The following is a 19,352-nucleotide window of genomic DNA, read 5'->3' as shown; positions in this document are numbered from 1 at the left end:
GCGGGCGGCCGCGGCATCCGCATCGGCCACCCGTCACGTCGTACGTAGGCGTGCCCGGGCAGCCCAGAGAGCCAAGTGCCCCAGCAAGGCGCACCTGGGGCTCCCAGCCCTCCTCACCTATCCCACGTGGCTTGGCCGCGTCCGCGTGTGCGGCATCCCCACGAAGTCGAAGGCCACGCACAGCCATCCGTTCGAAGTGGCTTCGAAGCGCGCGGCCACCGCGACCGGCCGCGCGCCTCCGCGCAGGGTGGCGCAGGTTTCGATCACACCCGCGCTGGGGAAGCAGGCCTGCACCGAGTTCACCAGCGCATATCGCGGCGTGATCCCCGCGGTCAGCTTCGTGAACACGTCGGGGCGCAGCAGTGGCCGCAGCTGTGCCCGCGCCCGTCGGCCGCAGCACAGTTCCAGGATCGCGGTGACCATCCGCTCCAGCGTCCGCCTGCCGGGCACCGGCGGGCCCGGCCGGTCCGGCCCGGCACCGGCGTCACCGGTGAAGATCGGTAGTTCCAGCTGCTCACCGGCCGGTACCGAGCGCAGGCGGCGCACGGTCTCCGGCGCGTTCAGCGGTCTGAGATCCACAGGGTCTCTCCCCAGGTCCGTGGCGGCCACACCGGCCGCGTCGACCCCTAGAGCGGCGACCACCGCGAATCCGGTCCAAGATCGCCCGACCCGGTGACGGGCTAGGGTGGCCGACCATGCTGCGCGGACTCGTCCTCGACCACGCCGGGGTGCTCACCGATCCCGACGCCGCCGCCCTCTTCGACGCGGTGGACCTGCTCCGCGACCGCGGCGTCAAAACCGCCCTGCTGTCGAACGCGCCCGGCGCCACCGGGGCCGCGAAACGCCGCCTCGAGCCGTTCTTCGACGCGCTCGTGTTCTCCGGCGAGGTGGGCGTCGCGAAACCGGACGAACGGGTCTTCGTCCTCACCGCCGACCGCCTCGGCCTGGTGCCTGAGCAGTGCGTTTTCGTCGACGACTCGGCGGGCAACGTGCGCGGCGCGGTCGCCGCGGGCATGGTCGGCGTGCACCACACCTCGGTCAACGCCACCCTGCTGGAACTCGACGCCCTATTCAGCTCGTGACCGGCGCACCAGCTCGAAGCACAGCACCGCCGCCGCGGCCGAGACGTTGAGCGATTCGACCTCACCCGGCATCGGAATCGACAGCCAGCCGGTCGCCAGCTCCCCGACGGCCTCGCTCACCCCGCCCGTCTCGCCCCCGAGCACAAAAGCCGCGCGTTCCGGCAGCGAAGCCTCGAAAATCGACTTGGCACGCCGACCGGCACCCAGCGCGTAGATCGCGTACCCGGCCTCGGTGAGCAGCGTTGCGGCTTCCTCGGCACTCCCGCACCGCAGCACCGGCGCCCGGAACGCCACCCCAGCGGAGGCCTTCACCACCAGCGGGTCCAGCGCGGCCACCCCACGCCGAGGCACCACGATGCCGCCGACCCCCGCCGCCGTCGCGGTGCGCAGGATCATGCCGACGTTCGCCGGCGTGGTGATGCCGTCGAGCAGCAGGAGCCGTCCCGGCGGCACCCGCTCGTCCAGCGCGGCGTGCAGCGGGCGCATCCGCGGCGCCACCACGTCGGCGAGCACGCCTTGGTCCTGCTTACCGTTGCCGGCCAGCACCTTCACCCGGTGCGCGCTGGCGCGCTGGACCGGCACACCGGCCGCCTTCGCCGCGCGCTGGATCTCGGCGGCTCCCGGGCCGCGGGCGGTGTCGGCCAAAATCACTTTGTCGACTTCCAAGGCGGCGTCGGCCAGCGCCTCCAGCACGGGCTTGCGCCCGTAGACGGTCAGGAAGCGGTCCTTCGGCGACACCGCGGAATTCGACTCACGCACGAGAGCATTAGAACAGGGTGTGTCAGGATCACCGCATGCAAGACCGCCTGTCCGCGCTGGACGCCTCCTTCCTCTACATGGAGGACCCGGTGACGCCGATGCACGTCGGCGGTGTCGCGGTCTTCGAGCGGCCGAGCGCGGGGTTCACCTACGCCGACGTGCTCGCCCTGATCGGCCAGCGCCTCGGCTACCTGCCGCGGTACCGCCAGCGCGTGCTCGGCGTGCCGGGCCACCTGGCCAGGCCGCTCTGGGTGGACGACGTCGACTTCGACCTGAACTACCACGTGCGGCGGTCCGCGCTGCCCGCTCCCGGTACCGACGACCAGCTGTTCGACCTGGTCGCGCGGCTGGTTTCGCGCCCGCTGGCGCTGGAGCGGCCGCTCTGGGAGGTCTACTTCGTCGAGGGCCTGTCCGACGACCGCGTCGCGCTGGTCACCAAGACCCATCAGGCGGTGGTCGACGGCACCGGCACCATCGAACTCGGGCAGCTCATCCTCGACGACACCCCGGCCGAAGCGGCGGAGCTCGCGGAGTTCGAGGACACCTGGACCCCGCGCCGCCAGCCCAGCCGCACCCAGTTGCTGCTCGACGCGGTCAGCGAGACCGTGCAGCGCCCGGGGGAGCTGGTCAACACCGCGGTGGGCGCCGCCAAGGACGCGGTGGCCACCGTCGGCAAGGTCACCGAGGCGATCAGCGGGGTGGCCGCGACGCTGCGCAGCGTGGCCCGGCCCGCGCCGGAGGGCCCGCTGAACGCGCCCGTGTCCGGCGGGCGCATGTTCTCCGTGGTGCGCACGCGGCTGGAGGACTTCCGCAAGGTGCGTGCCGAGCACAGCGGCACGGTCAACGACGTGGTGCTCGCAGTGGTGGCCGGTGCCCTGCGCGAGTGGCTGCTCTCGCGCGGAGCGGCGCTCACCTCCGACTCCACCGTGCGCGCGCTGGTGCCGCTGGCGGTGAGCGACGCCGAAACCGAGTTCTCCTCGGCCGGACTGGTCGGCAACGAGGTAGCCGCGTACCTGGTCGACCTGCCGGTCGGCGAGCCGAACGCGGTGCTGCGGCTGCAGCACATCGGCCACGCGATGTCCGCGCACCTGGACTCCGGCCGGTCGGTGGCCGCGCGCACGCTGCTGCGGGTGGGCGGCTTCGCCCCGGCCACCCTGCACTCGCTCGGCGCCAGGGCGGCGAACTCGTTCTCCGGGCGGTTCTTCAACCTGGTCATCACGAACTCACCCGGTCCGCAGGTGCCGCTCTACGCCGGCCCGGCGAGAATGACCGAGATGTTCCCGGTGCTGCCGCTGGCGAAGAACCAGGCGCTGGCGATCGGGGTCACCTCCTACCACGGTGGTGTCTACTTCGGACTGAACGGGGATCGCAAGGCGATGTACGACGTGGACCTGCTCGGCGGGATGATCGAAGAGGCGTTGGACGAACTCAAGGGAGCGGACTGGTGAGGGTCTACCTGCCGGCGACGATCGGCACGCTGCGCCGCCTGGTCGAGGACGGGCGGTTCGCACCGCTCGGCGGCACGGGTTTCGCGCTGACCCCGGCCTTGCGCGAGTCCTACACCAGCGGGGACACCGAGGAACTGGAGTACGCCGCGCTGCTGGACGCGGCCAGGGCCTCGCTGCGGCTGATCGCCGCCGAGCAGGACGACGGCGGTGACGAGAAGAACCCGCCGCGGCGCGTGGTGATCTCCGCCGACGTGGAACAGGCCACGCCGCGGCCGGACCTCGACGCGGCGGTGGTGCGGATCTCCGGTCCGGTGGAACTCGCGCAGATCGCCGCCGTGCACGTGGACACCGCCGAGGCTGAGGCCGCCGTGGTGGCCGCCGCCGCGGTGATCGACGCCGCCGACCTCGGGGACGACGACGCCGAATTCGCCCTCGGCGAGGCCGAAGACCACGAGCTGGCCTGGTATGCCCCACAGGAGTTGCCCTTCCTGCTCGAACTGCTTTGACCCCGGTTTCCGTGCCAGGATGGGCACCGCGCCCACAAGGCGCCCGTCTGGCCCGAGAAACCACAGGAGGCGAAGCAAGTCATGGACGCGGTGACATCCGTTCCGCACCCGGTCAACGAACCGGTGCACACCTACGCGCCCGGCAGCGGCGAGCGGGAGTCCTTGCAGCGCAGGATCGCCGAGCTGGAGGGCGAGAAGCACGAGCTGCCGCAGACCATCGGCGGGCGGCGCCGCTTCGCCGGTGGTGAGGCCTTCGACGTGGTCCAGCCGCACGACCACGCCCACGTGCTCGGGGTGTCCGCGAACGCCACACCGGAGGACGTCGCCGACGCGGTGACCGCGGCCAAGGAGGCCGCGCCCGGCTGGCGCGAGCTGCCCTTCGACGAGCGGGCCGCGGTGTTCCTGCGCGCGGCCGACCTGATCGCCGGGCCCTACCGCGACACGCTCAACGCGGCCACCATTCTCGGGCAGTCGAAATCGGTGCAGCAGGCGGAGATCGACGCGGCCTGCGAGCTGATCGACTTCCTGCGCTACAACGTGCACTTCGCCCGCCGCATCCTGGCCGAGCAGCCGCTGTCGGTGCCCGGCGCGTGGAACCGGATGGAGTACCGGCCGCTGGACGGGTTCGTCACCGCGATCACCCCGTTCAACTTCACCGCCATCGCGGGCAACCTGCCCAGCAGCCCGGCGCTGATGGGCAACACCGTGGTGTGGAAGCCGACGCCGACGCAGCAGCTGGCCGCGCACTACACCATGGAGGTGTTCGAGAAGGCCGGGCTGCCGCCGGGCGTGATCAACCTGGTCACCGGCGACGGGCGCGCGGTGAGCGAGGTGGCGCTGGCCGATCCGGACTTCGCCGGGCTGCACTTCACCGGGTCCACCGCGACCTTCAAGCTGTTGTGGCGCAGGATCGCGGAGAACCTGGACGGCTACCGCGCCTATCCGCGCATCGTCGGGGAGACCGGCGGCAAGGACTTCGTGGTGGCGCACTCGTCGGCGAACCCGGACAAGCTGGTCACCGCGCTGGTGCGGGCCGCTTTCGAGTACCAGGGCCAGAAGTGTTCCGCCGCTTCACGTGCGTACGTGCCACGGTCCCTTTGGGACGGTGGGCTGCGCGACCAGCTGGCCGACGTGACGCGCACGGTGAAGTACGGCGACGTCACCGACCTGTCGATGTTCGGCGGTGCGGTGATCGACGCGCGCGCCTTCGCCAAGCACCGCGATCTGCTGTCCAGTGTGGACGGTGACCCGGAGCTGGAGCTGCTGGTCGGCGGGAACTGCGACGACCAGATCGGCTACTTCGTTGAGCCGACCGTGCTGGTCTCGGACAACCCGTCGCACGAGGTTTTCGCCACCGAGTACTTCGGCCCGATCCTGGCCGTGCACGTCTACCCGGACGCCGACTACGCGCGCATCCTCGAACTGGTCGACCAGACCGCGCCGTACGCGCTGACCGGCGCGGTGTTCGCCGACGACCGCGCGGCCGTGCACCAGGCGCACCAGGCGCTGCGGTTCACCGCGGGCAACTTCTACGTCAACGACCGGCCCACCGGCTCGATCGTCGGCCAGCAGCCGTTCGGCGGTTCGCGGGCGTCGGGCACCAACGACAAGGCGGGCTCGATGTTCAACCTCCAGCGGTGGACCAGCCCGCGCGCGATCAAGGAAACCTTCGACGCGCCGACGGACATCCGCTACCCGCACATGGGCTGAGCAACGAAAAAACGCCCCCGGCGCCAGGCGGCTCCGGGGGCGTTTTCGCGGCTCGTGCCGTTACTTCGGCATCGTCCCGACCTGGTCGGCCGGAGGCGCCTCGACCTCGACCGGGGCACCCCAGTCGCTGTACTTCATGGTCATCTTGGCGTCACCGGGCGGCAGCTGCTGACCGCTCTGCTCGGCCATCTTCTTCATCATCGCGCCCATGTCCATGGTGATCTGCACCGGGAGCTGCTCGGCGTTCAGCCACAGCTCGAGCGGCACGATGACCCCGTCGGGCAGCTGGGAGAGCTGGGCCTCGCTGGCGCCCGCCATGCCGCCGGCCTTCTTCAGGTCCAGGTCGATGACGTAGTGGCTGACCTCCTGGCCGTCCAGCGTGGCCGGCTCGGCCTTGTTGATCTTGCCTGCCTTCTGGATCATCTCCAGGAACTTGCGCGGGTCGCTCTGCTCGGCCTGGTCCATCGACTGGCCCAGTTCGGCGAGGGCGGCCTTGTCGGCCTTGATCCACGGCTTGCCGCCGGCGCGCTGGCCCTCCGGCATCTTGATGTAAACCTGGCCGTCGATCATGCGCATCTCGAGGGACATGCCCATCATCTGCATGGTCATCGACATCTTGCTGTTGGTGCCCTCAAAAGATCCCTGGCCGGAGCCGCTGATCTTCTGGCCCATCATGTTCATGTCGATGGTGAACTTGGCGGTCTTGCTCTGATCCGCCTTGCTCGACGCGGTGCGGACCAGCTCCTGGGCGTCGTTGAACAGCGAGGACGCCGGCTTGTCGGCGGCCTGCGGGGCCGCGGTGTTGGTGGTGGTCGGCGTGCTCTCGCTGCCACAGGCAGTGAGCGCGAGCAGCAGCGCGAAGCCGCTGGCAGCGAGCGCTGTCTTGCGCATCCGGGTACCTCTCACATCTTGTGATCGTCTGGGCGAGTTGTTCCCCCAGTAGGGCTACAGCGTCCCAGACACGCGCCGCCCGGTGGTGTGGGTTGCCGGATTAATGGTCACGATTCGAGACCGGCGCGGGAAACAAGCAGTCTTCTGAGTGAAGCCAGCCGTTCCGGTTTGGCGTCACCCTCGGTGACCACGTCGTCCAGTACGCAGTCCGGATCCTCGGGCGGGCCCAGGTGACCGCAGCCGGACGGGCACTCCTCGGCGGCTTCGGTGAACTCCTCGAACGAGTCCACGATGTCGTCCGGCGTGACGTGGGCCAGGCCGAACGAGCGCACGCCCGGGGTGTCGATCACCCAGCCGTCGCCGGGCAGCGGCAGCGCGACCGCGGCCACCGAGGTGTGCCGCCCCTTGCCGACCGCGCTGACCACGCCGGTGGCCAGCGCGGCGTCCGGGACCAGCCGGTTGACCAGCGTGGACTTGCCCACCCCGGAGTGCCCGACCAGCGCCGAGACGCGGCCTTCGACGCGTTCGCGCAACTCGTCCGGCTCCTCGTCGTGCCGGGTGACCACCGCGGGCACGGCCAGGTCGGCGTACCCGGCGAGCAGCTCGGCCGGATCGGCCAGGTCGGCCTTGGTCAGGCAGAGCAGCGGCTCGAGCCCGCCCGCGTAGCAGGCGACCAGGCAGCGGTCGATGAACCCGGGCCGCGGCGGCGGGTCGGCCAGCGCGGTGACGATGACCAACTGCTCGGCGTTGGCCACGACCACGCGCTCGTACGGGTCGGTGTCGTCGGCGGTGCGGCGCAGCACACTGGTGCGCTCGTCGACGCGGACGATCCTGGCGAGCGTGTCGGGGCGGCCGCTGACGTCGCCGACCAGGCCCACCGAATCGCCGACCACCACCGGGGTGCGGCCGAGTTCGCGGGCGCGCATGGCGGTCACCGAGCGGGCGGGATCCCCGTTGACCGCGCAGGTCCAGCGGCCGCGGTCGACCCCGGTGACCATGGCGGTGGTGGCGTCGGCGTGCTCGGGGCGGCGCTTGCTCCGCGGGCGGGTGCCCTTGCCAGGGCGGACGCGGACGTCCGATTCATCCAGCTTGCGCCAATCCCGTCGGCTCAACCGCCCAGCTCCTTCCGGTACCCGTTACGCCGAAGATGATCCCCCATCGGGCCCACCCGGTCACGCGGCGCACTCGCCAAGGCCGCCACGGGCGTGGAACCATGGTTTCGCCACGTGTACGCAGATCGGAGGTGGGGCCGCGATGTGTGGTCGTTACGCCGCCACGAAGAACCCGGCCAAGCTGGTGCAGGAGTTCGAGGCGGCCGATGAAACCGGTGGTCACGCTCCGTCGCCGGATCACAATGTGGCGCCGACGAAGAAGGTGCTCGCCGTGGTGCAGCGCCACCCCCGCGACGCCGACGGCAAGGTGCTCGAGGACGAACCGTCGGTGCGCACGCTGCGGGTGATGCGCTGGGGGCTGGTGCCGTTCTGGGCGAAGGACCCGTCGGTGGGCAGCAAGATGATCAACACCCGGTCCGAGACCGCGCACGAGAAGCCCGCGTTCCGCAAGGCGCTGGCGCGCAAGCGCTGCCTGCTCCCGGCCGACGGCTGGTTCGAATGGCGGCGCAACGGCAAGGAGAAGGAGCCGTTCTTCATGACCCCGCGGGACGAGTCCACGCTGGTCATGGCCGGGATCTGGGAGAGCTGGCGCGACCGGGAGGACCCGGAGGCGCCGCCGCTGATCACCTGCTCGGTGCTGACCACCGACGCGGTCGGCCCGCTCACCGACATCCACCACCGCATGCCGTTGCTGCTGGCGAAGAACAACTGGGGCAGCTGGCTGGATCCGGATCGTGAGGACGTCTCGGAGCTGCTGGCGCCGCCGAGCCTGGACCTGGTCGACGCGCTGGAGCTGCGGCCGGTGTCGAGCCGGGTGAACAACGTCCGCAACAACGGGCCCGAGCTGGTCGAGCGCGCCGAGCAGGCGACCGATCTGGACAAGGGCGCGTTGTTCGACGTGCCGTCGCAATGACCACCGTGCAGGTGGACACCGACTACGGCCCGGCGCGGGTCGAGCTGCACTGCGCCGAGGAGGGCCGGGCGGTGCTGCTGCTCGGGCACGGTGCCGGTGGCGGGTTCGGTGCGAAGGACCTGATCGTGGTGACCCGGGCGGCGCAGGCGGTCGGGGTGCACGTGGTGCTGGTCGAGCAGCCGTACCGGGTGGCGGGGCGACGGGCCCCGGCGCCGGCGAAGCAGCTGGACAACGCTTGGCTGACCGTCGCGGAAGCGGTCGACGACCAGTTCGACGGGCTGCCCGCGGTTTTCGGGGGCCGTTCGTCGGGGGCGCGGGTGGCGTGCCGCACGTCCGCGGCGGGGCAGGCGGTGGCCGTGCTGTGCCTGGCGTTCCCGACGCACCCGCCGGGGAAGCCGGAAAAGACGCGGCAGCCGGAGCTGGACGGTGTCGAGGTGCCGACGCTCGTGGTGCAGGGGGAGCGGGACCCGTTCGGCATCCCGGCGGCGGGGCCGCACCACGAACTGGTGCTACTGGCCGGAGACCACAGCCTGAGCGCCGACCTGGACGGCGTCGGACGAGCCACCTCGGAATGGCTGGAACGAGTCCTGCGTCCCCTCGACTGAGTGGGCGTTGACGGGCTCCCCGGGCCCGAGCGGCACCGGTGAGGGGGCTCGCCGCGACCCGCGTTGCCGGATGTCACGAAAGCCACTTTCGAGACGCCCAACGTCTCGAAAGCCACATTCGTGACACCTGCGGCCCCGCGCGCTAGGCGCCCGCGATGGGGGCGACGGTTGCCTTGGTCAGGCGGATCAGGTCCCCCGGGGCCAGTTCCATTTCCAGGCCCCGCCGTCCCGCCGAGCAGTGGATCGTGTCGTACTGCTCAGCCGAAGCATCGATCACCACCGGCAGCTTGCTCCGCTGCCCCAACGGGGAAATGCCGCCCAGCACATAGCCCGTCGCGCGTTGGGCGGCCGTGGCGTCCGCCATGCGCGCCTTTTTCCCGCCGACCGCCGCCGCCAGAGCCTTCAAGTCCAGTGAGCCGGTGACCGGGACCACGCCGACCGTCAGCTTCCCGTCCACATCGGCCACCAGCGTCTTGAACACGCGCGCCGGGTCCAGGCCCAGGATCGCCGCGGCCTCGCCGCCGTACGATTCGTGGCGAGGATCATGTTCGTACGCGTGCAGCTTGTGGGTGATCTTCTGCTTCACCAGCAGCGCCGTCGCCGGTGTGCCCTTGCCCGCCATGAAGCGCACCATACGACGGGAATGCGCAGGCCGGTCAACGTGTTAAACCCAGCGTGTTGACCAAGGTATCCCCCCGCGAAGAGCGGCTCACCGCGCCCAGCCGGGCCGGAGCGGCCCGCGTATCCTCAGGGCAGAAGTACGCACGTCTGCCCGACGTGGATTGGGAAGGGAACGGTTTGCCGAGCACCTCAGAGTCTGCCGCCACCGAGCAGGAGGACGTGCGGGCGCGCACCGAGCGCTTCGAGCGCGACGCGATGCCCCTGCTGGACCAGCTGTACTCGGCCGCGATGCGGATGACCCGGAACCCGGCCGACGCCGAGGACCTGGTGCAGGAGACCTATCTCAAGGCCTACTCCGCGTTCGCCTCGTTCAAGCAGGGCACCAACCTCAAGGCCTGGATGTACCGCATCCTGACCAACACCTACATCAACGGCTACCGCAAGCGGCAGCGCCAGCCGCTGCAGCAGCCCACCGAGGAGATCACCGACTGGCAGCTGGCCAAGGCGGAGAACCACTCGTCGGTCGGCCTGCGCTCGGCCGAGGTCGAGGCCATGGACAAGCTGCCGGACGCCGACGTCAAGGCCGCCCTGCAGCGCCTGCCGGAGGACTTCCGGCTCGCCGTCTACCTCGCCGACGTCGAGGGCTTCGCCTACAAGGAAATCGCTGAGATCATGGACACCCCCATCGGTACTGTGATGTCCCGCCTCCACCGCGGCCGCGCCCAGCTGCGCGACCTGCTCGCCGACGTGGCTCGTGAACGCGGGTTCATCCGCGGGCCCAAGCAGGAGGTGGCAGGGCGATGAACCACTGCTCCGGTGACGAGGGCAAGGCCAAGGTCAACTGCGACGAGGCGCTCGCCGAGATCTACCTGCTCCTGGACAAGGAGTGCAGCAAGGAGCACGAGGTCGAGCTGCGCAGGCACCTCGACGAGTGCCCGCCCTGCCTCGAGGAGTACGGGATCGACGAGCAGATCAAGCAGATCCTGGCCCGCAAGTGCGGCGGCGACCTCGCCCCGGCCGAGCTGAAGAGCAAGCTCCGCGCGTCGATCCGGCGGACCGTGGAGGAGCGCTCCGGCAAGGTGATCGAGCACACCGAGGTCGAGGTCGAGCGCGTCACCGAATAACCCCCGCGCACGAAGAAGCCCCGGTCACCACCAGGTGGCCGGGGCTTTTCCTACGCCGAGCTCAGGCGTTGGGCTTCTTGCCGTGGTTGGCGCCGTTCTTCTTACGGTCGCGGCGCTTGCGAGCTCGCTTCGACATGGATCACTCCTCGGTGGATCTCTACCCGGGCAACCCCCCTAGTGTGGCATGTGCCCTAGAACAGGGGTGTTCGGCCTGGGCCGCGGCCCCGATCCTCTGGTTGGATTGGGTTCCGCTCGAGCGCAGGAGGGCATCGCCGATGGCCGAGGAGATCCGGGCCGAGATCGTCGCCAACGTTCTGAAGGTGGTCGCCGAGGTCGGGGACGACCTCGGCACGGGGGACACCGTGGTGCTACTGGAGTCGATGAAGATGGAGATCCCGGTGCTCACGGAGGGCGCGGGCCGCCTTTCGCGGCTCGCCGTCGGCGAAGGGGACGTGGTGCAGGAGGGCGACCTGCTCGCCGTGCTGGAATAGCGGGGTGAGCACTCTCTCCGATCTGCTGGCCGAGAACACCGGGCTGTCCGGCGAAGCGGCCGACCACCTGCAGTCGGTGGTGGCCGAATGGCAGCTGCTGGCCGACCTGTCGTTCAGCGACTTCCTGCTCTGGGTGCCGGTGTCCGAAAGCGTCCAGCCCGACGGCGGCGACTTCGTCTGCGTCGCGCAGGCACGCCCGACCACCGCGCCGACCGCGCATCCCGAGGACGTGGTCGGCAGCCGGTTCACCGTCGACGAGCACCCGCAGCTCGACCGCGCGATGCGCGAGGTCAAGATCAGCCGCGAGGAGGACCCGCACTGGTACCGCGACCTGCCGATGCGGCGGGAGGCGATCCCGGTCACCTTCGGCAAGCAGGTGATCGCGGTGCTCAGCCGCGAGACGAACCTGGCCTCGCCGCGGGTGCCGAGCCCGCTGGAGATCGCCTACCTGGGCAGCGCGGCCGACCTGTGCCAGATGATCGCCGACGGCACCTTCCCGGCCGACGGCACGCTCACCGACGTGCACACCAGCCCGCGTGTCGGGGACGGGCTGATCCGGCTCGACCAGTCGGGCACGGTGGTTTTCGCCAGCCCCAACGGGCTTTCCGCCTACCACCGGATGGGCTACGAGTCGGATCTGGTCGGGGTGCGGCTCGCGCCGCTGACCCGCTCGCTGATCCGCGACCCGTTCGACGCGACCGAGGTGTCCCACCGCATCATCGACGCGCTCGACGGCAAGCCGGGCTCACGCACCGAAGCGGATTCGCGCCGCGGTGCGGTCGTGCTGTTCCGTGCGCTGCCGTTGCGGCCCGCGGGGCAGCCCGCCGGGGCGCTGGTGCTCGTCCGTGATGTGACCGAGGTGAAGCGGCGGGATCGCGCGTTGCTGTCGAAGGACGCCACGATCCGCGAGATCCACCACCGCGTGAAGAACAACCTGCAGACCGTGGCCGCGCTGCTGCGGTTGCAGTCGCGGCGCACGGCCAGCGACGAGGCCAGGCTGGCACTCGGCGAGTCCGTGCGGCGCGTGTCGTCGATCGCGATGGTGCACGAGGCGCTGTCGATGTCCGTCGACGAGCGGGTCGACCTGGACCAGCTGCTGGACAACGTGCTGCCGATGGTCGGTGAGGTGGCCACCGCCGAGGCGCAGGTGACGCTGTCGCGGACCGGCACGTTCGGGGTGGTGGTCGCCGAGATCGCCACGCCACTGGTGATGGTGGTCGCCGAGCTGGTGCAGAACGCGGTCGGGCACGCCTTCCCCGGTGGACGGCCGGGCAAGGTGCAGATCTCCGCCGAGCGGTCGGCGCGCTGGCTGGACATCGTGATCAGCGACGACGGCCAGGGCCTGCCGCAGGGCTTCTCACTGGAGCGCGCGGACGGCCTCGGTTTGCAGATCGTGAGAACGCTCATCGAATCGGAACTGCGGGGCTCGCTTTCCCTGCGCCCGGGCCGCGCCGCGGAAGGCGGCGGCCGTCGCGGCACGGAAGCCGCGCTGCGCATACCGCTGTCGCGGCGCCTCTGAGTCGCATTGGAGATCTCGACCGGGCCTGGCGAGACGGCGCGGTCGGGCGGACCAGCGGCACACCCAGGCATGGCGGCGCGAGCCGCTGGGACGCGGCGTCGGTCACAGTGGGCGGCACAGTCGGGCAAGCCAGCGGTGTGGCCGGGGTAGGGCAGCGCGCGGCCAGGCGAGATGGCGCGAGTCACGTAGGGCGGTGTGGCCGGGCGAGGCACCGGTGCCACCAGGCGATACGGCGCGAGTCGGGCAGGGCGGTGTGGCTGGGGAGGTAGCGCGCGGCCAGGCCGGGCGGCGTCGTCCGTGCAATGAATGTGGCTTTCATTGCGTCCGTCCAGCGCCATGAGCGCGAACACTTGAGGGCGGGCACCTGAAGCGGTGCCCGCCCTCAAACGTGTTGGCGGAGGGACTCGATGGTCCCTGGCGGCCGTGGCGCCGGCGGATGTGGCGGGCGCGGGGGCCGCGGGGTGGTGCGAAGAGAAAAATCAGGCGTTGGTGCGCGTGCCGATGTGCGCACGGCGACGCTTGAGCGCGCGTCGCTCGTCCTCGCTCATCCCGCCCCACACGCCGGCGTCCTGCCCGCTGGCCAAAGCCCAGGCCAGGCAATCGGAAGCGACGGTGCAACGGTGGCACACGGCCTTCGCCGCGGCTACCTGGGAGATGGCAGGACCGCTGGTCCCCACGGGGAAGAACAGCTCGGGGTCCTCGTCTCGGCAGGCCGCGTCGTGGCGCCAGTCCATTTTACTGAGCTCCTTCATGATGGCGCGGCAGTCCGCGCCACAGTCGTCATGGCGGTCGTTTTTTGGGGTGCTTGTGAATGCTTTCACGAAGACCCGTTTTCGACAAGGGTTTTCTGCGGATCGGTGAGTCACCTCACCCGGCCGGGCGACTGGCCTGACCTGCGGTTTCAGTCCGAAACTGGCCGCTGGGCGGAAGGGGAGATGCGGTGAACGGAGGTTTCCGATCGATGAACGGCACCAACCACTTTGCCGCGCACGATCACCAGCTCCGTGACACCGGCCGCGGTGATCGTCACACCATCACCGTCAGCACGCCCGGCACGCTGAGAAACTCCACACTGCTTCGCTGACCCATCAGGTCACCGTCCACCTGGAAGTTTACCGGCTCGTCCGCGTCTATGCGCACTATCGCCAGGTCATCGTGACGAAGCAAACGCTTGCCCCGGTGCCTGCTGCGCGTGCGCAGCGCCTGTCGCGCCTGGTTGAGCACGGTCGGCACGGCCATGCTCCGCAGCGCGAACAATCCCAGCCCGCTGTCGAAGGAGCACTCGGTGTTCAGGTGCACCGGGCGGTTGCCGAGGTAGGTCCACGGGTCGGTGTTGGAGACGAAGGCCGTGCGCACCGCGGCCGGTTCCTCGCCGGGCACGCGCACGGTCAGCGGCGGGCGGCCGTTCGGCGGGCGGAAGTAGGAGGTGAGCGCCATTCGCGTGTAGAGGGCGGGGCTCGCGCGCTTGCCGCGGCGCTTTTCCACCCCGGCCACCACGTCGGCGTCCCAGCCGAGCCCGGCGTTGAAGGTGAACCAGCGGCCGTCGGCGAGACCGAGGCCGACTTCGCGGCTGCGACCGTGCTCGATGGCCTGCAGCAACTGGTAGGTCGCCTCGACCGGATCACGCGGCAGGCCGAGCGCGCGGGCGAACACGTTCGCCGAGCCGCCGGGCACCACGCCCAGCGACGGCACCCGGTGCGCCCCGCCGGGCACGCCGTGGTTGTCCGCCAGCAGGCCGTTGACGACCTCGTTGACCGTGCCGTCACCGCCGTGGGCGACCACCAGCTCGATGCCGTCACGCGCGGCCGAGCGCGCCACGGCCAGCGCGTGGCCGCGGTAGTCGGTCTCGACCACGTCGAGCTTCACCTCGCTGGCCAGCGCGTGCGCGAGCACGTCCCGGCCACCGGGCGAAGTCGCGGTGGCCTGCGGATTGACGATCAGCACTGCGCGCACTACCGCAGGGTAGGTCAGAAACGCACGCGTTCCGACCGTCAGCGTGAAGCTGCGAGCCTCGTCACTGTGCCGGCTGGCCTCCTCATCGCTCGGTGTGGACTGGCGACGCTCGTCGTGACAAGTGCACCCCGGGACCGCCCGGCTCATCAGACGACACCCGAATCTTGACCCGTGCGGCGCCCGGGCGAAAACGGCCGACCGGGTGGCATAACATCGAATGTGTTCACGCACGGTCACCCGTCTTCATTGGACACTGTTCGGCAGCGTCCGCACCGGCGCCGTGCCCCGCTCCGGCCGTACGGAAGGTGCAGTCCACGTGCCGTTCGCCGACAAGATCCAGCCGGCGCCGCGTGAGGTTCGCTTCGCCGGCGCGCTCACCGCGATCCCCGGGCTGGCTTCGGTGGTGATCGCGGTGGTCCTGCTGGTGACCGCCTTCGGCGCGGAGGGGGCGCGGGCGGGCAACATCTACGCCGAGGCCGGGTACTACGCCGTGCTCGGCGCCGGGACCATGGCCTGCGGCATCGGCCTGCTGCTGGGCCACACCTGGGCGCGTTCGCCGTCGGTGGTGGTGGCGCTGATGGTGGCCGGGATCGGCTGGTACAGCGCGGGCCCGTCGGGACGCCCCGGCTTCGGGGTGCCGCTGATCATCGGCGGCCTGGTCGTGGTGGTCCTGCTGTTCCGCCGCCCGTCGCGCGCGTGGGTGCTGGGCATGGCCGAAGGCGAGGACGAAGCCGAGGCGTCCGAGCGCGACGCGGAACGGCGCCGCCGCGGGGGCCGAGAGGCCTAGAGGGCCTAGAGGGTTTCGGCGAGCTTGCGCAGCGGCTCGTCGGCGAGCCGGTGCACGGTCCACTCGTCCATCGGCTCCGCGCCCAGCGCGCGGTAGAAGTCCACCGCCGGGTTCCAGTCGAGCACGGACCACTCCAGGCGCCCGTAACCGTTGCGCACGCACTCCTCGGCGAGCGTCGCGAGCAGCGCCTTGCCAAGGCCGGTGCCGCGGTGCTCCGGCCGCACGTAGAGGTCCTCCAGGTAGATGCCGTGCACCCCGCGCCAGGTGGAGAAGTTCAGGAACCACAGGGTGAAGCCGGCGATCTCACCGCCCGCGGCCTCGGCGACGTGCCCGAACACCGCGGGCCGCTCGCCGAACAGCGCCGTCTTCAGCTGGGCGGCGGTCAGGTGGCACTCCTCGGGTGCCTTCTCGAACTCGGCGAGGTCGTGGACCAGCCCGACCACAGCGTCCACATCGGACTCCTGAACGCGGCGGATGGTGAACTGCGGCAACGGTTTTCCTTTCGGGGACATCAACGGGGCGGGATGTTCAGGTGACGCAGCTGGGGCACGCCCCGCTCGTCACCGAGTTCGGTCAGCCCGGCGGGTTCGAGCGCGAACCGCACGCCGTCGGTGGCTTCGAGGTCGAGCCAGCGGGCCACCAGCACGCGGCTGAAGTGCCCGTGGCCCACCAGCACCACCGGGCGTTCGGCGAGCCGCTCGCGGACCCCGGCCAGCACGCGGTCGGCGCGGGCGGTGACCTGCTCGGCGGTTTCGCCGTTCGGCATCGGGTGCGACCAGACCGTCCAGCCGGGCACCGTCCGGCGGATCTCCTCGGTGGTGATGCCCTCGTAGTCGCCGTAGTCCCACTCGGCGAGGTCCTCGGTGACGTCGGACACGGTGAGCCCGGCGAGTTCGGCGGTCTTCAGCGCGCGCTGCCGGGGGCTGGACAGCACGTCGGCAGGCTCGTCCGGCAGCCGCTCTGCCAGCGTCCGGCCCGCGGATCTGGCCTGGTCGCGCCCGGTTTCGGTGAGCGGGAGATCGGACCGGCCGGTGTGCTTGCCCAGCGCCGACCACTCGGTCTGGCCGTGCCGGAGCAGGAAGAGGGGATGTGCCACGGCTTGGAATATAGCCGCCGGTGTGCTTCGCTACTGGTGAGTAACAACGGAGGTGAACCGATCGTGCGGACCTACCCGATGTGGCGGTCGCTGGCCGCGAGGCCGGGCGGGAAGCTGCTGTTCTCGGCCGCGATGTGCCTGCGTGTGCCGTACTTCCGCACGGTGCTCCCGCACATCCGCGACCTCCGCCCCGGCCGGTGCGAGGTGTCCGCGCCGAAGTGGTGGGGAGTCCACAATCACATCGGGACCTTTCACGCGATCGCGGCGTGCAACCTCGCCGAGATCGCGATGGGCATGCTGGCCGAGGCGACCGTGCCGCCGACGCACCGCTGGCTGCCCAAGGGCATGTCGGTGAACTACGTGGCGAAGGCGGAGACCGGGCTGACCGCGGTCGCCGAGCTCGAGGTGATCCCGGAGTTCGGCGACGACGGCACCGAGCTGGGCGTACCGGTGGTGATCCGCGACAAAGCGGGCAAACCGGTGGTCACCGGCACGATCACCATCTGGGTCACGAAGAAACCGGGTCAGCGGGAAGGAACGGCCCCGCGCAGTTCCTCGTAACGCGCCAGGCAGGCTTCGTAGGTCGGCAGCCTGCCCTCGGCGGCGAGCTGCGCCATCGTCGGCGCGTCACGGTCCTTTTCGGACAGAATGGGCTCGATGTCGGCCGGCCACGGCAGCCCGAGCGCCGGGTCCATCGGGTTCGCGCCGTGCTCGGCGGAGGGGTTGAAGCTGGTGGAGCACAGGTAGATCATCACGGTGTCGTCTTCGAGCGCGACGAAGCTGTGGCCGATGCCCTCGGGCAGGTAGACCGCGCGCACCGTCTCCGCGTCCAGGTGCACCGCGTCCCAGTGGCCGAAGGTCGGCGAGCCGACGCGGAGGTCGACCATCACGTCCAGCAGCGAGCCGCGCGGGCACCAGATGTACTTCGCCTGCCCCGGCGGCGTGTCGGCGAAGTGGATGCCGCGAATGGTGCCGCGCCGCGACTCGCTGTAGTTCGTCTGCGCGAGGCCGAGCGGGTGGCCGACCGTTTCCCGGAAGGGCTCTTCCTGGAACGGCGCGGCGAACGCACCGCGGTGATCGGGGAACTTCCGCGGGGTGAACTCGAAGCAATCCCGTACCGCCAACTCGCGCACCTGCATGCCCATGAGCTTAGGGCAGGGCTTCCCAATCCGGACGGACGTCTTGCTAAAACGGTCTCCGGCAAGGGAAAACCCCTGAATATGTGACATCAGCCGCACCAGGGGGCCACAACCGCCGACCGGCCTGCCACACTGTCCGGACCGCCGCGTCCGCGGTTCCCCCGCCGGGGAGCCGGACCAGATGCAGCCTCACCACGGGCATCGACGGACGCCTCGCCCGGTCGTAGGCGCTACCGCGCTGGACAGCCGCGCTCGAGGAGCCCACGCAACACAGGGACGGCGCCTGCCGTTTCCCTGTTCGAAGTCCCGGGAGAAAAGTCCAGTGACCTACGCACCAGTCGAAGGTTCGGTTTCCGAAGAAGACGGAACCATGACGGGAAAACCCATGAACGAAGACAGCACGCCGGTGACCGACGAGGAGATCTTCACCGGTCACGAGGGCGGGAAGCTCTCCGTCGCCGCCCAGCGGCCGATCTCGGTCGCGCGTGATCTGTCCATCGCCTACACGCCGGGGGTGGCCAAGGTGAGCCGCGCCATCGCCGAGGACGCCGCGCTCGCCAGGCAGTACACCTGGGCCGAGCGGCTGGTCGTGGTGGTCAGCGACGGCACCGCCGTGCTGGGCCTCGGCGACATCGGGCCGAGCGCCTCGCTGCCGGTGATGGAGGGCAAGTCGGTCCTGTTCAAGACCTTCGCCGACCTGGACTCGATCCCGCTGGTGCTCAACACCACCGACGTGGACGAGATCGTCGAGACGCTGGTCCGGCTGCGGCCGTCGTTCGGCGCGGTGAACCTGGAGGACATCGCGGCGCCGCGCTGCTTCGAGCTGGAGGACAAGCTCAAGGCCGCGCTGGACTGCCCGGTCATGCACGACGACCAGCACGGCACCGCGATCGTGGCGCTGGCCGCGCTGCGCGGGGCGAACCTGGTGCTCGACAAGAACCTGGCCGACCAGCGGGTGGTGATCTCCGGGGCCGGCGCGGCCGGCGTGGCCTGCGCGCGGATCCTGCAGGCCGCGGGCATCGGCGAGGTCACCGTGCTGGACTCGAAGGGCATCATCCACCAGGGCCGGGACGGGCTGAACCCGGTCAAGCAGGAGTTGGCCGCGTCGACGAACGCCAGCGGGCTCACCGGCGGGCTGCCGGAGGCGATCCGGGGTGCCGACGTGTTCCTCGGGCTGTCGGGCTCCACCATCGAGGAGGAGCTGCTGGCCACCATGGCCACCGGCTCGATCGTGTTCGCACTGTCCAATCCGGACCCGGAGATCCACCCGGACGTGGCGGCCAAGTACGCCTCGATCGTGGCCACCGGGCGCAGCGACTTCCCCAACCAGATCAACAACGTGCTGGCCTTCCCCGGCGTGTTCCGCGGTGCGCTGGACTCCGGCGCGCGGGCGATCACCGAGCGGATGAAGATCGCCGCCGCGGACGCCATCGTCGCGGTCGCCTCCGACGACCTCGGCCCGGACCGGATCGTGCCGAGCCCGCTGGACCCGCGGGTCGCGCTCGAAGTGGCCGCCGCCGTGGCGAAGGCCGCCGGCGAGGACGGCGTGAACTCCTAGGCCGCCTCTCTGGTTGGAGAACACGAATGTGGCTTTCG

Annotated in this window: 25 protein-coding genes; 13 read left to right on the top strand and 12 right to left on the bottom strand. The window is 70.5% G+C overall.

Annotation, left to right across the window (positions count from 1 at the left end):
* Nucleotides 1-117 precede the first annotated feature (117 nt).
* On the bottom strand, nucleotides 118-579 hold the full coding sequence (locus A4R43_RS23435) for an Rv3235 family protein (RefSeq protein ID WP_113694304.1): 462 nt from the start codon (nucleotides 577-579) through the stop codon (nucleotides 118-120).
* A 116-nt stretch (nucleotides 580-695) separates the two neighbouring features.
* Between A4R43_RS23435 and A4R43_RS23430 the strand changes: the two genes are divergently transcribed.
* Nucleotides 696-1,082 (top strand): HAD-IA family hydrolase, encoded by a 387-nt coding sequence (locus tag A4R43_RS23430; protein ID WP_113694303.1) that lies wholly within the window; start codon nucleotides 696-698, stop codon nucleotides 1,080-1,082.
* Here A4R43_RS23430 and A4R43_RS23425 read toward each other — a convergent pair.
* Entirely contained in the window at nucleotides 1,068-1,841 is a 774-nt protein-coding gene (locus tag A4R43_RS23425) for a TrmH family RNA methyltransferase (RefSeq protein WP_162788567.1), read from the bottom strand. The genes A4R43_RS23430 and A4R43_RS23425 overlap by 15 nt on opposite strands.
* 35 nt (nucleotides 1,842-1,876) lie before the next feature.
* Here A4R43_RS23425 and A4R43_RS23420 point away from each other — a divergent pair, with 35 nt between their 5' ends.
* The 3 genes from A4R43_RS23420 (at nucleotide 1,877) to pruA (ending at nucleotide 5,505) form a co-directional block, all read left to right on the top strand.
* Complete coding sequence (locus A4R43_RS23420) at nucleotides 1,877-3,289, top strand: WS/DGAT/MGAT family O-acyltransferase (protein WP_113694302.1); 1,413 nt, start codon at nucleotides 1,877-1,879, stop codon at nucleotides 3,287-3,289.
* Entirely contained in the window at nucleotides 3,286-3,795 is a 510-nt protein-coding gene (locus tag A4R43_RS23415) for a DUF6912 family protein (RefSeq protein WP_113694301.1), read from the top strand. Before A4R43_RS23420 ends, A4R43_RS23415 begins: the two co-directional genes overlap by 4 nt.
* 81 nt (nucleotides 3,796-3,876) lie before the next feature.
* Entirely contained in the window at nucleotides 3,877-5,505 is a 1,629-nt protein-coding gene (gene pruA / locus A4R43_RS23410) for an L-glutamate gamma-semialdehyde dehydrogenase (protein WP_113694300.1), read from the top strand.
* Between the two features lie 60 nt (nucleotides 5,506-5,565).
* On the opposite strand, the gene A4R43_RS23405 is transcribed toward pruA, so the two are convergent.
* Together A4R43_RS23405 and rsgA are read right to left on the bottom strand one after the other, a co-directional pair.
* On the bottom strand, nucleotides 5,566-6,396 hold the full coding sequence (locus A4R43_RS23405) for an SCO4651 family lipoprotein (protein ID WP_113694299.1): 831 nt from the start codon (nucleotides 6,394-6,396) through the stop codon (nucleotides 5,566-5,568).
* A 107-nt stretch (nucleotides 6,397-6,503) separates the two neighbouring features.
* Nucleotides 6,504-7,508, bottom strand: a complete 1,005-nt coding sequence (gene rsgA / locus A4R43_RS23400) for a ribosome small subunit-dependent GTPase A (RefSeq protein WP_113694298.1) — start codon at nucleotides 7,506-7,508, stop codon at nucleotides 6,504-6,506.
* Nucleotides 7,509-7,650: 142 nt separating this feature from the next.
* Between rsgA and A4R43_RS23395 the strand changes: the two genes are divergently transcribed.
* The gene (locus A4R43_RS23395) at nucleotides 7,651-8,421 is read left to right on the top strand and encodes an SOS response-associated peptidase (RefSeq protein ID WP_113694297.1); all 771 of its coding nucleotides are present in this window, start codon (nucleotides 7,651-7,653) and stop codon (nucleotides 8,419-8,421) included.
* Nucleotides 8,418-9,026, top strand: coding sequence for an alpha/beta hydrolase family protein (locus A4R43_RS23390; protein ID WP_113694296.1), 609 nt, complete (start codon nucleotides 8,418-8,420; stop codon nucleotides 9,024-9,026). The genes A4R43_RS23395 and A4R43_RS23390 overlap by 4 nt, the downstream gene beginning before the upstream one ends.
* Before the next feature lie 142 nt (nucleotides 9,027-9,168).
* Here the strand turns inward: A4R43_RS23390 and ybaK are convergent, their stop codons facing one another.
* Complete coding sequence (gene ybaK, locus A4R43_RS23385; protein WP_113697825.1) at nucleotides 9,169-9,648, bottom strand: Cys-tRNA(Pro) deacylase; 480 nt, start codon at nucleotides 9,646-9,648, stop codon at nucleotides 9,169-9,171.
* A 176-nt stretch (nucleotides 9,649-9,824) separates the two neighbouring features.
* Between ybaK and A4R43_RS23380 the strand changes: the two genes are divergently transcribed.
* A complete protein-coding gene (locus tag A4R43_RS23380) occupies nucleotides 9,825-10,451 on the top strand; it encodes a sigma-70 family RNA polymerase sigma factor (protein ID WP_113694295.1) in 627 nt (208 codons plus the stop codon).
* Nucleotides 10,448-10,771, top strand: coding sequence for a mycothiol system anti-sigma-R factor (gene rsrA, locus A4R43_RS23375; protein WP_113694294.1), 324 nt, complete (start codon nucleotides 10,448-10,450; stop codon nucleotides 10,769-10,771). The genes A4R43_RS23380 and rsrA overlap by 4 nt, the downstream gene beginning before the upstream one ends.
* Nucleotides 10,772-10,832: 61 nt before the next feature.
* On the opposite strand, the gene A4R43_RS44800 is transcribed toward rsrA, so the two are convergent.
* Entirely contained in the window at nucleotides 10,833-10,907 is a 75-nt protein-coding gene (locus A4R43_RS44800; RefSeq protein ID WP_098515123.1) for a 50S ribosomal protein bL37, read from the bottom strand.
* Between the two features lie 139 nt (nucleotides 10,908-11,046).
* Here A4R43_RS44800 and A4R43_RS23370 point away from each other — a divergent pair, with 139 nt between their 5' ends.
* Entirely contained in the window at nucleotides 11,047-11,262 is a 216-nt protein-coding gene (locus A4R43_RS23370; RefSeq protein WP_113694293.1) for a biotin/lipoyl-binding carrier protein, read from the top strand.
* A 4-nt stretch (nucleotides 11,263-11,266) separates the two neighbouring features.
* Nucleotides 11,267-12,781, top strand: coding sequence for a sensor histidine kinase (locus A4R43_RS23365; protein WP_113694292.1), 1,515 nt, complete (start codon nucleotides 11,267-11,269; stop codon nucleotides 12,779-12,781).
* 479 nt (nucleotides 12,782-13,260) lie between these two features.
* Here A4R43_RS23365 and A4R43_RS23360 read toward each other — a convergent pair whose 3' ends face one another.
* The 3 genes from A4R43_RS23360 to A4R43_RS23355 form a co-directional block, all read right to left on the bottom strand.
* Nucleotides 13,261-13,515 carry a WhiB family transcriptional regulator gene (locus tag A4R43_RS23360; RefSeq protein ID WP_113694291.1) on the bottom strand — a complete coding sequence of 85 codons (255 nt, stop codon included), beginning with the start codon at nucleotides 13,513-13,515 and terminating at the stop codon, nucleotides 13,261-13,263.
* A gap of 167 nt (nucleotides 13,516-13,682) precedes the next feature.
* A complete protein-coding gene (locus A4R43_RS44460; protein ID WP_257791777.1) occupies nucleotides 13,683-13,811 on the bottom strand; it encodes a hypothetical protein in 129 nt (42 codons plus the stop codon).
* Entirely contained in the window at nucleotides 13,808-14,734 is a 927-nt protein-coding gene (locus A4R43_RS23355; protein ID WP_113694290.1) for a diacylglycerol/lipid kinase family protein, read from the bottom strand. Before A4R43_RS23355 ends, A4R43_RS44460 begins: the two co-directional genes overlap by 4 nt.
* Nucleotides 14,735-15,050: 316 nt before the next feature.
* On the opposite strand from A4R43_RS23355, the gene A4R43_RS23350 reads away from it, so the two are divergent.
* Nucleotides 15,051-15,521 (top strand): hypothetical protein, encoded by a 471-nt coding sequence (locus tag A4R43_RS23350; protein ID WP_113694289.1) that lies wholly within the window; start codon nucleotides 15,051-15,053, stop codon nucleotides 15,519-15,521.
* Between the two features lie 5 nt (nucleotides 15,522-15,526).
* Here the strand turns inward: A4R43_RS23350 and A4R43_RS23345 are convergent, their stop codons facing one another.
* Entirely contained in the window at nucleotides 15,527-16,012 is a 486-nt protein-coding gene (locus A4R43_RS23345) for a GNAT family N-acetyltransferase (RefSeq protein ID WP_113694288.1), read from the bottom strand.
* A 20-nt stretch (nucleotides 16,013-16,032) separates the two neighbouring features.
* Nucleotides 16,033-16,617, bottom strand: coding sequence for an acid phosphatase (locus tag A4R43_RS23340; protein ID WP_113694287.1), 585 nt, complete (start codon nucleotides 16,615-16,617; stop codon nucleotides 16,033-16,035).
* Nucleotides 16,618-16,695: 78 nt separating this feature from the next.
* Between A4R43_RS23340 and A4R43_RS23335 the strand changes: the two genes are divergently transcribed.
* Nucleotides 16,696-17,178 (top strand): hotdog fold domain-containing protein, encoded by a 483-nt coding sequence (locus A4R43_RS23335; protein WP_236809260.1) that lies wholly within the window; start codon nucleotides 16,696-16,698, stop codon nucleotides 17,176-17,178.
* Here the strand turns inward: A4R43_RS23335 and A4R43_RS23330 are convergent.
* Nucleotides 17,142-17,756, bottom strand: coding sequence for a dTDP-4-dehydrorhamnose 3,5-epimerase family protein (locus A4R43_RS23330; protein WP_113697823.1), 615 nt, complete (start codon nucleotides 17,754-17,756; stop codon nucleotides 17,142-17,144). The two genes, A4R43_RS23335 and A4R43_RS23330, sit on opposite strands and share 37 nt — an antisense overlap.
* 370 nt (nucleotides 17,757-18,126) lie before the next feature.
* Between A4R43_RS23330 and A4R43_RS23325 the strand changes: the two genes are divergently transcribed.
* The gene (locus tag A4R43_RS23325) at nucleotides 18,127-19,314 is read left to right on the top strand and encodes an NAD(P)-dependent malic enzyme (RefSeq protein WP_162788566.1); all 1,188 of its coding nucleotides are present in this window, start codon (nucleotides 18,127-18,129) and stop codon (nucleotides 19,312-19,314) included.
* The last annotated feature ends 38 nt before the right edge of the window (nucleotides 19,315-19,352 follow it).

The organism is Amycolatopsis albispora, from assembly GCF_003312875.1.
Classification (GTDB): domain Bacteria; phylum Actinomycetota; class Actinomycetes; order Mycobacteriales; family Pseudonocardiaceae; genus Amycolatopsis; species Amycolatopsis albispora.
Note: the sequence above shows the minus strand (reverse complement) of the source record. Positions and strands in the feature narration are given on the sequence as shown.

What these genes read in the sequence shown, in the direction of transcription:
- A4R43_RS23390 (WP_113694296.1), top strand. Translation starts at nt 8,418, where the DNA reads ATGACCACCGTGCAGGTGGACACCGACTACGGCCCGGCGCGGGTCGAG.
- A4R43_RS23395 (WP_113694297.1), top strand. Translation starts at nt 7,651, where the DNA reads ATGTGTGGTCGTTACGCCGCCACGAAGAACCCGGCCAAGCTGGTGCAG.
- ybaK (WP_113697825.1), bottom strand. Translation starts at nt 9,648, where the DNA reads ATGGCGGGCAAGGGCACACCGGCGACGGCGCTGCTGGTGAAGCAGAAG.
- rsrA (WP_113694294.1), top strand. Translation starts at nt 10,448, where the DNA reads ATGAACCACTGCTCCGGTGACGAGGGCAAGGCCAAGGTCAACTGCGAC.
- pruA (WP_113694300.1), top strand. Translation starts at nt 3,877, where the DNA reads ATGGACGCGGTGACATCCGTTCCGCACCCGGTCAACGAACCGGTGCAC.
- A4R43_RS23370 (WP_113694293.1), top strand. Translation starts at nt 11,047, where the DNA reads ATGGCCGAGGAGATCCGGGCCGAGATCGTCGCCAACGTTCTGAAGGTG.
- A4R43_RS23360 (WP_113694291.1), bottom strand. Translation starts at nt 13,515, where the DNA reads ATGGACTGGCGCCACGACGCGGCCTGCCGAGACGAGGACCCCGAGCTG.
- A4R43_RS23325 (WP_162788566.1), top strand. Translation starts at nt 18,127, where the DNA reads ATGACGGGAAAACCCATGAACGAAGACAGCACGCCGGTGACCGACGAG.
- A4R43_RS23335 (WP_236809260.1), top strand. Translation starts at nt 16,696, where the DNA reads ATGTGGCGGTCGCTGGCCGCGAGGCCGGGCGGGAAGCTGCTGTTCTCG.
- A4R43_RS23405 (WP_113694299.1), bottom strand. Translation starts at nt 6,396, where the DNA reads ATGCGCAAGACAGCGCTCGCTGCCAGCGGCTTCGCGCTGCTGCTCGCG.
- A4R43_RS23420 (WP_113694302.1), top strand. Translation starts at nt 1,877, where the DNA reads ATGCAAGACCGCCTGTCCGCGCTGGACGCCTCCTTCCTCTACATGGAG.
- A4R43_RS23330 (WP_113697823.1), bottom strand. Translation starts at nt 17,756, where the DNA reads ATGCAGGTGCGCGAGTTGGCGGTACGGGATTGCTTCGAGTTCACCCCG.
- A4R43_RS23430 (WP_113694303.1), top strand. Translation starts at nt 696, where the DNA reads ATGCTGCGCGGACTCGTCCTCGACCACGCCGGGGTGCTCACCGATCCC.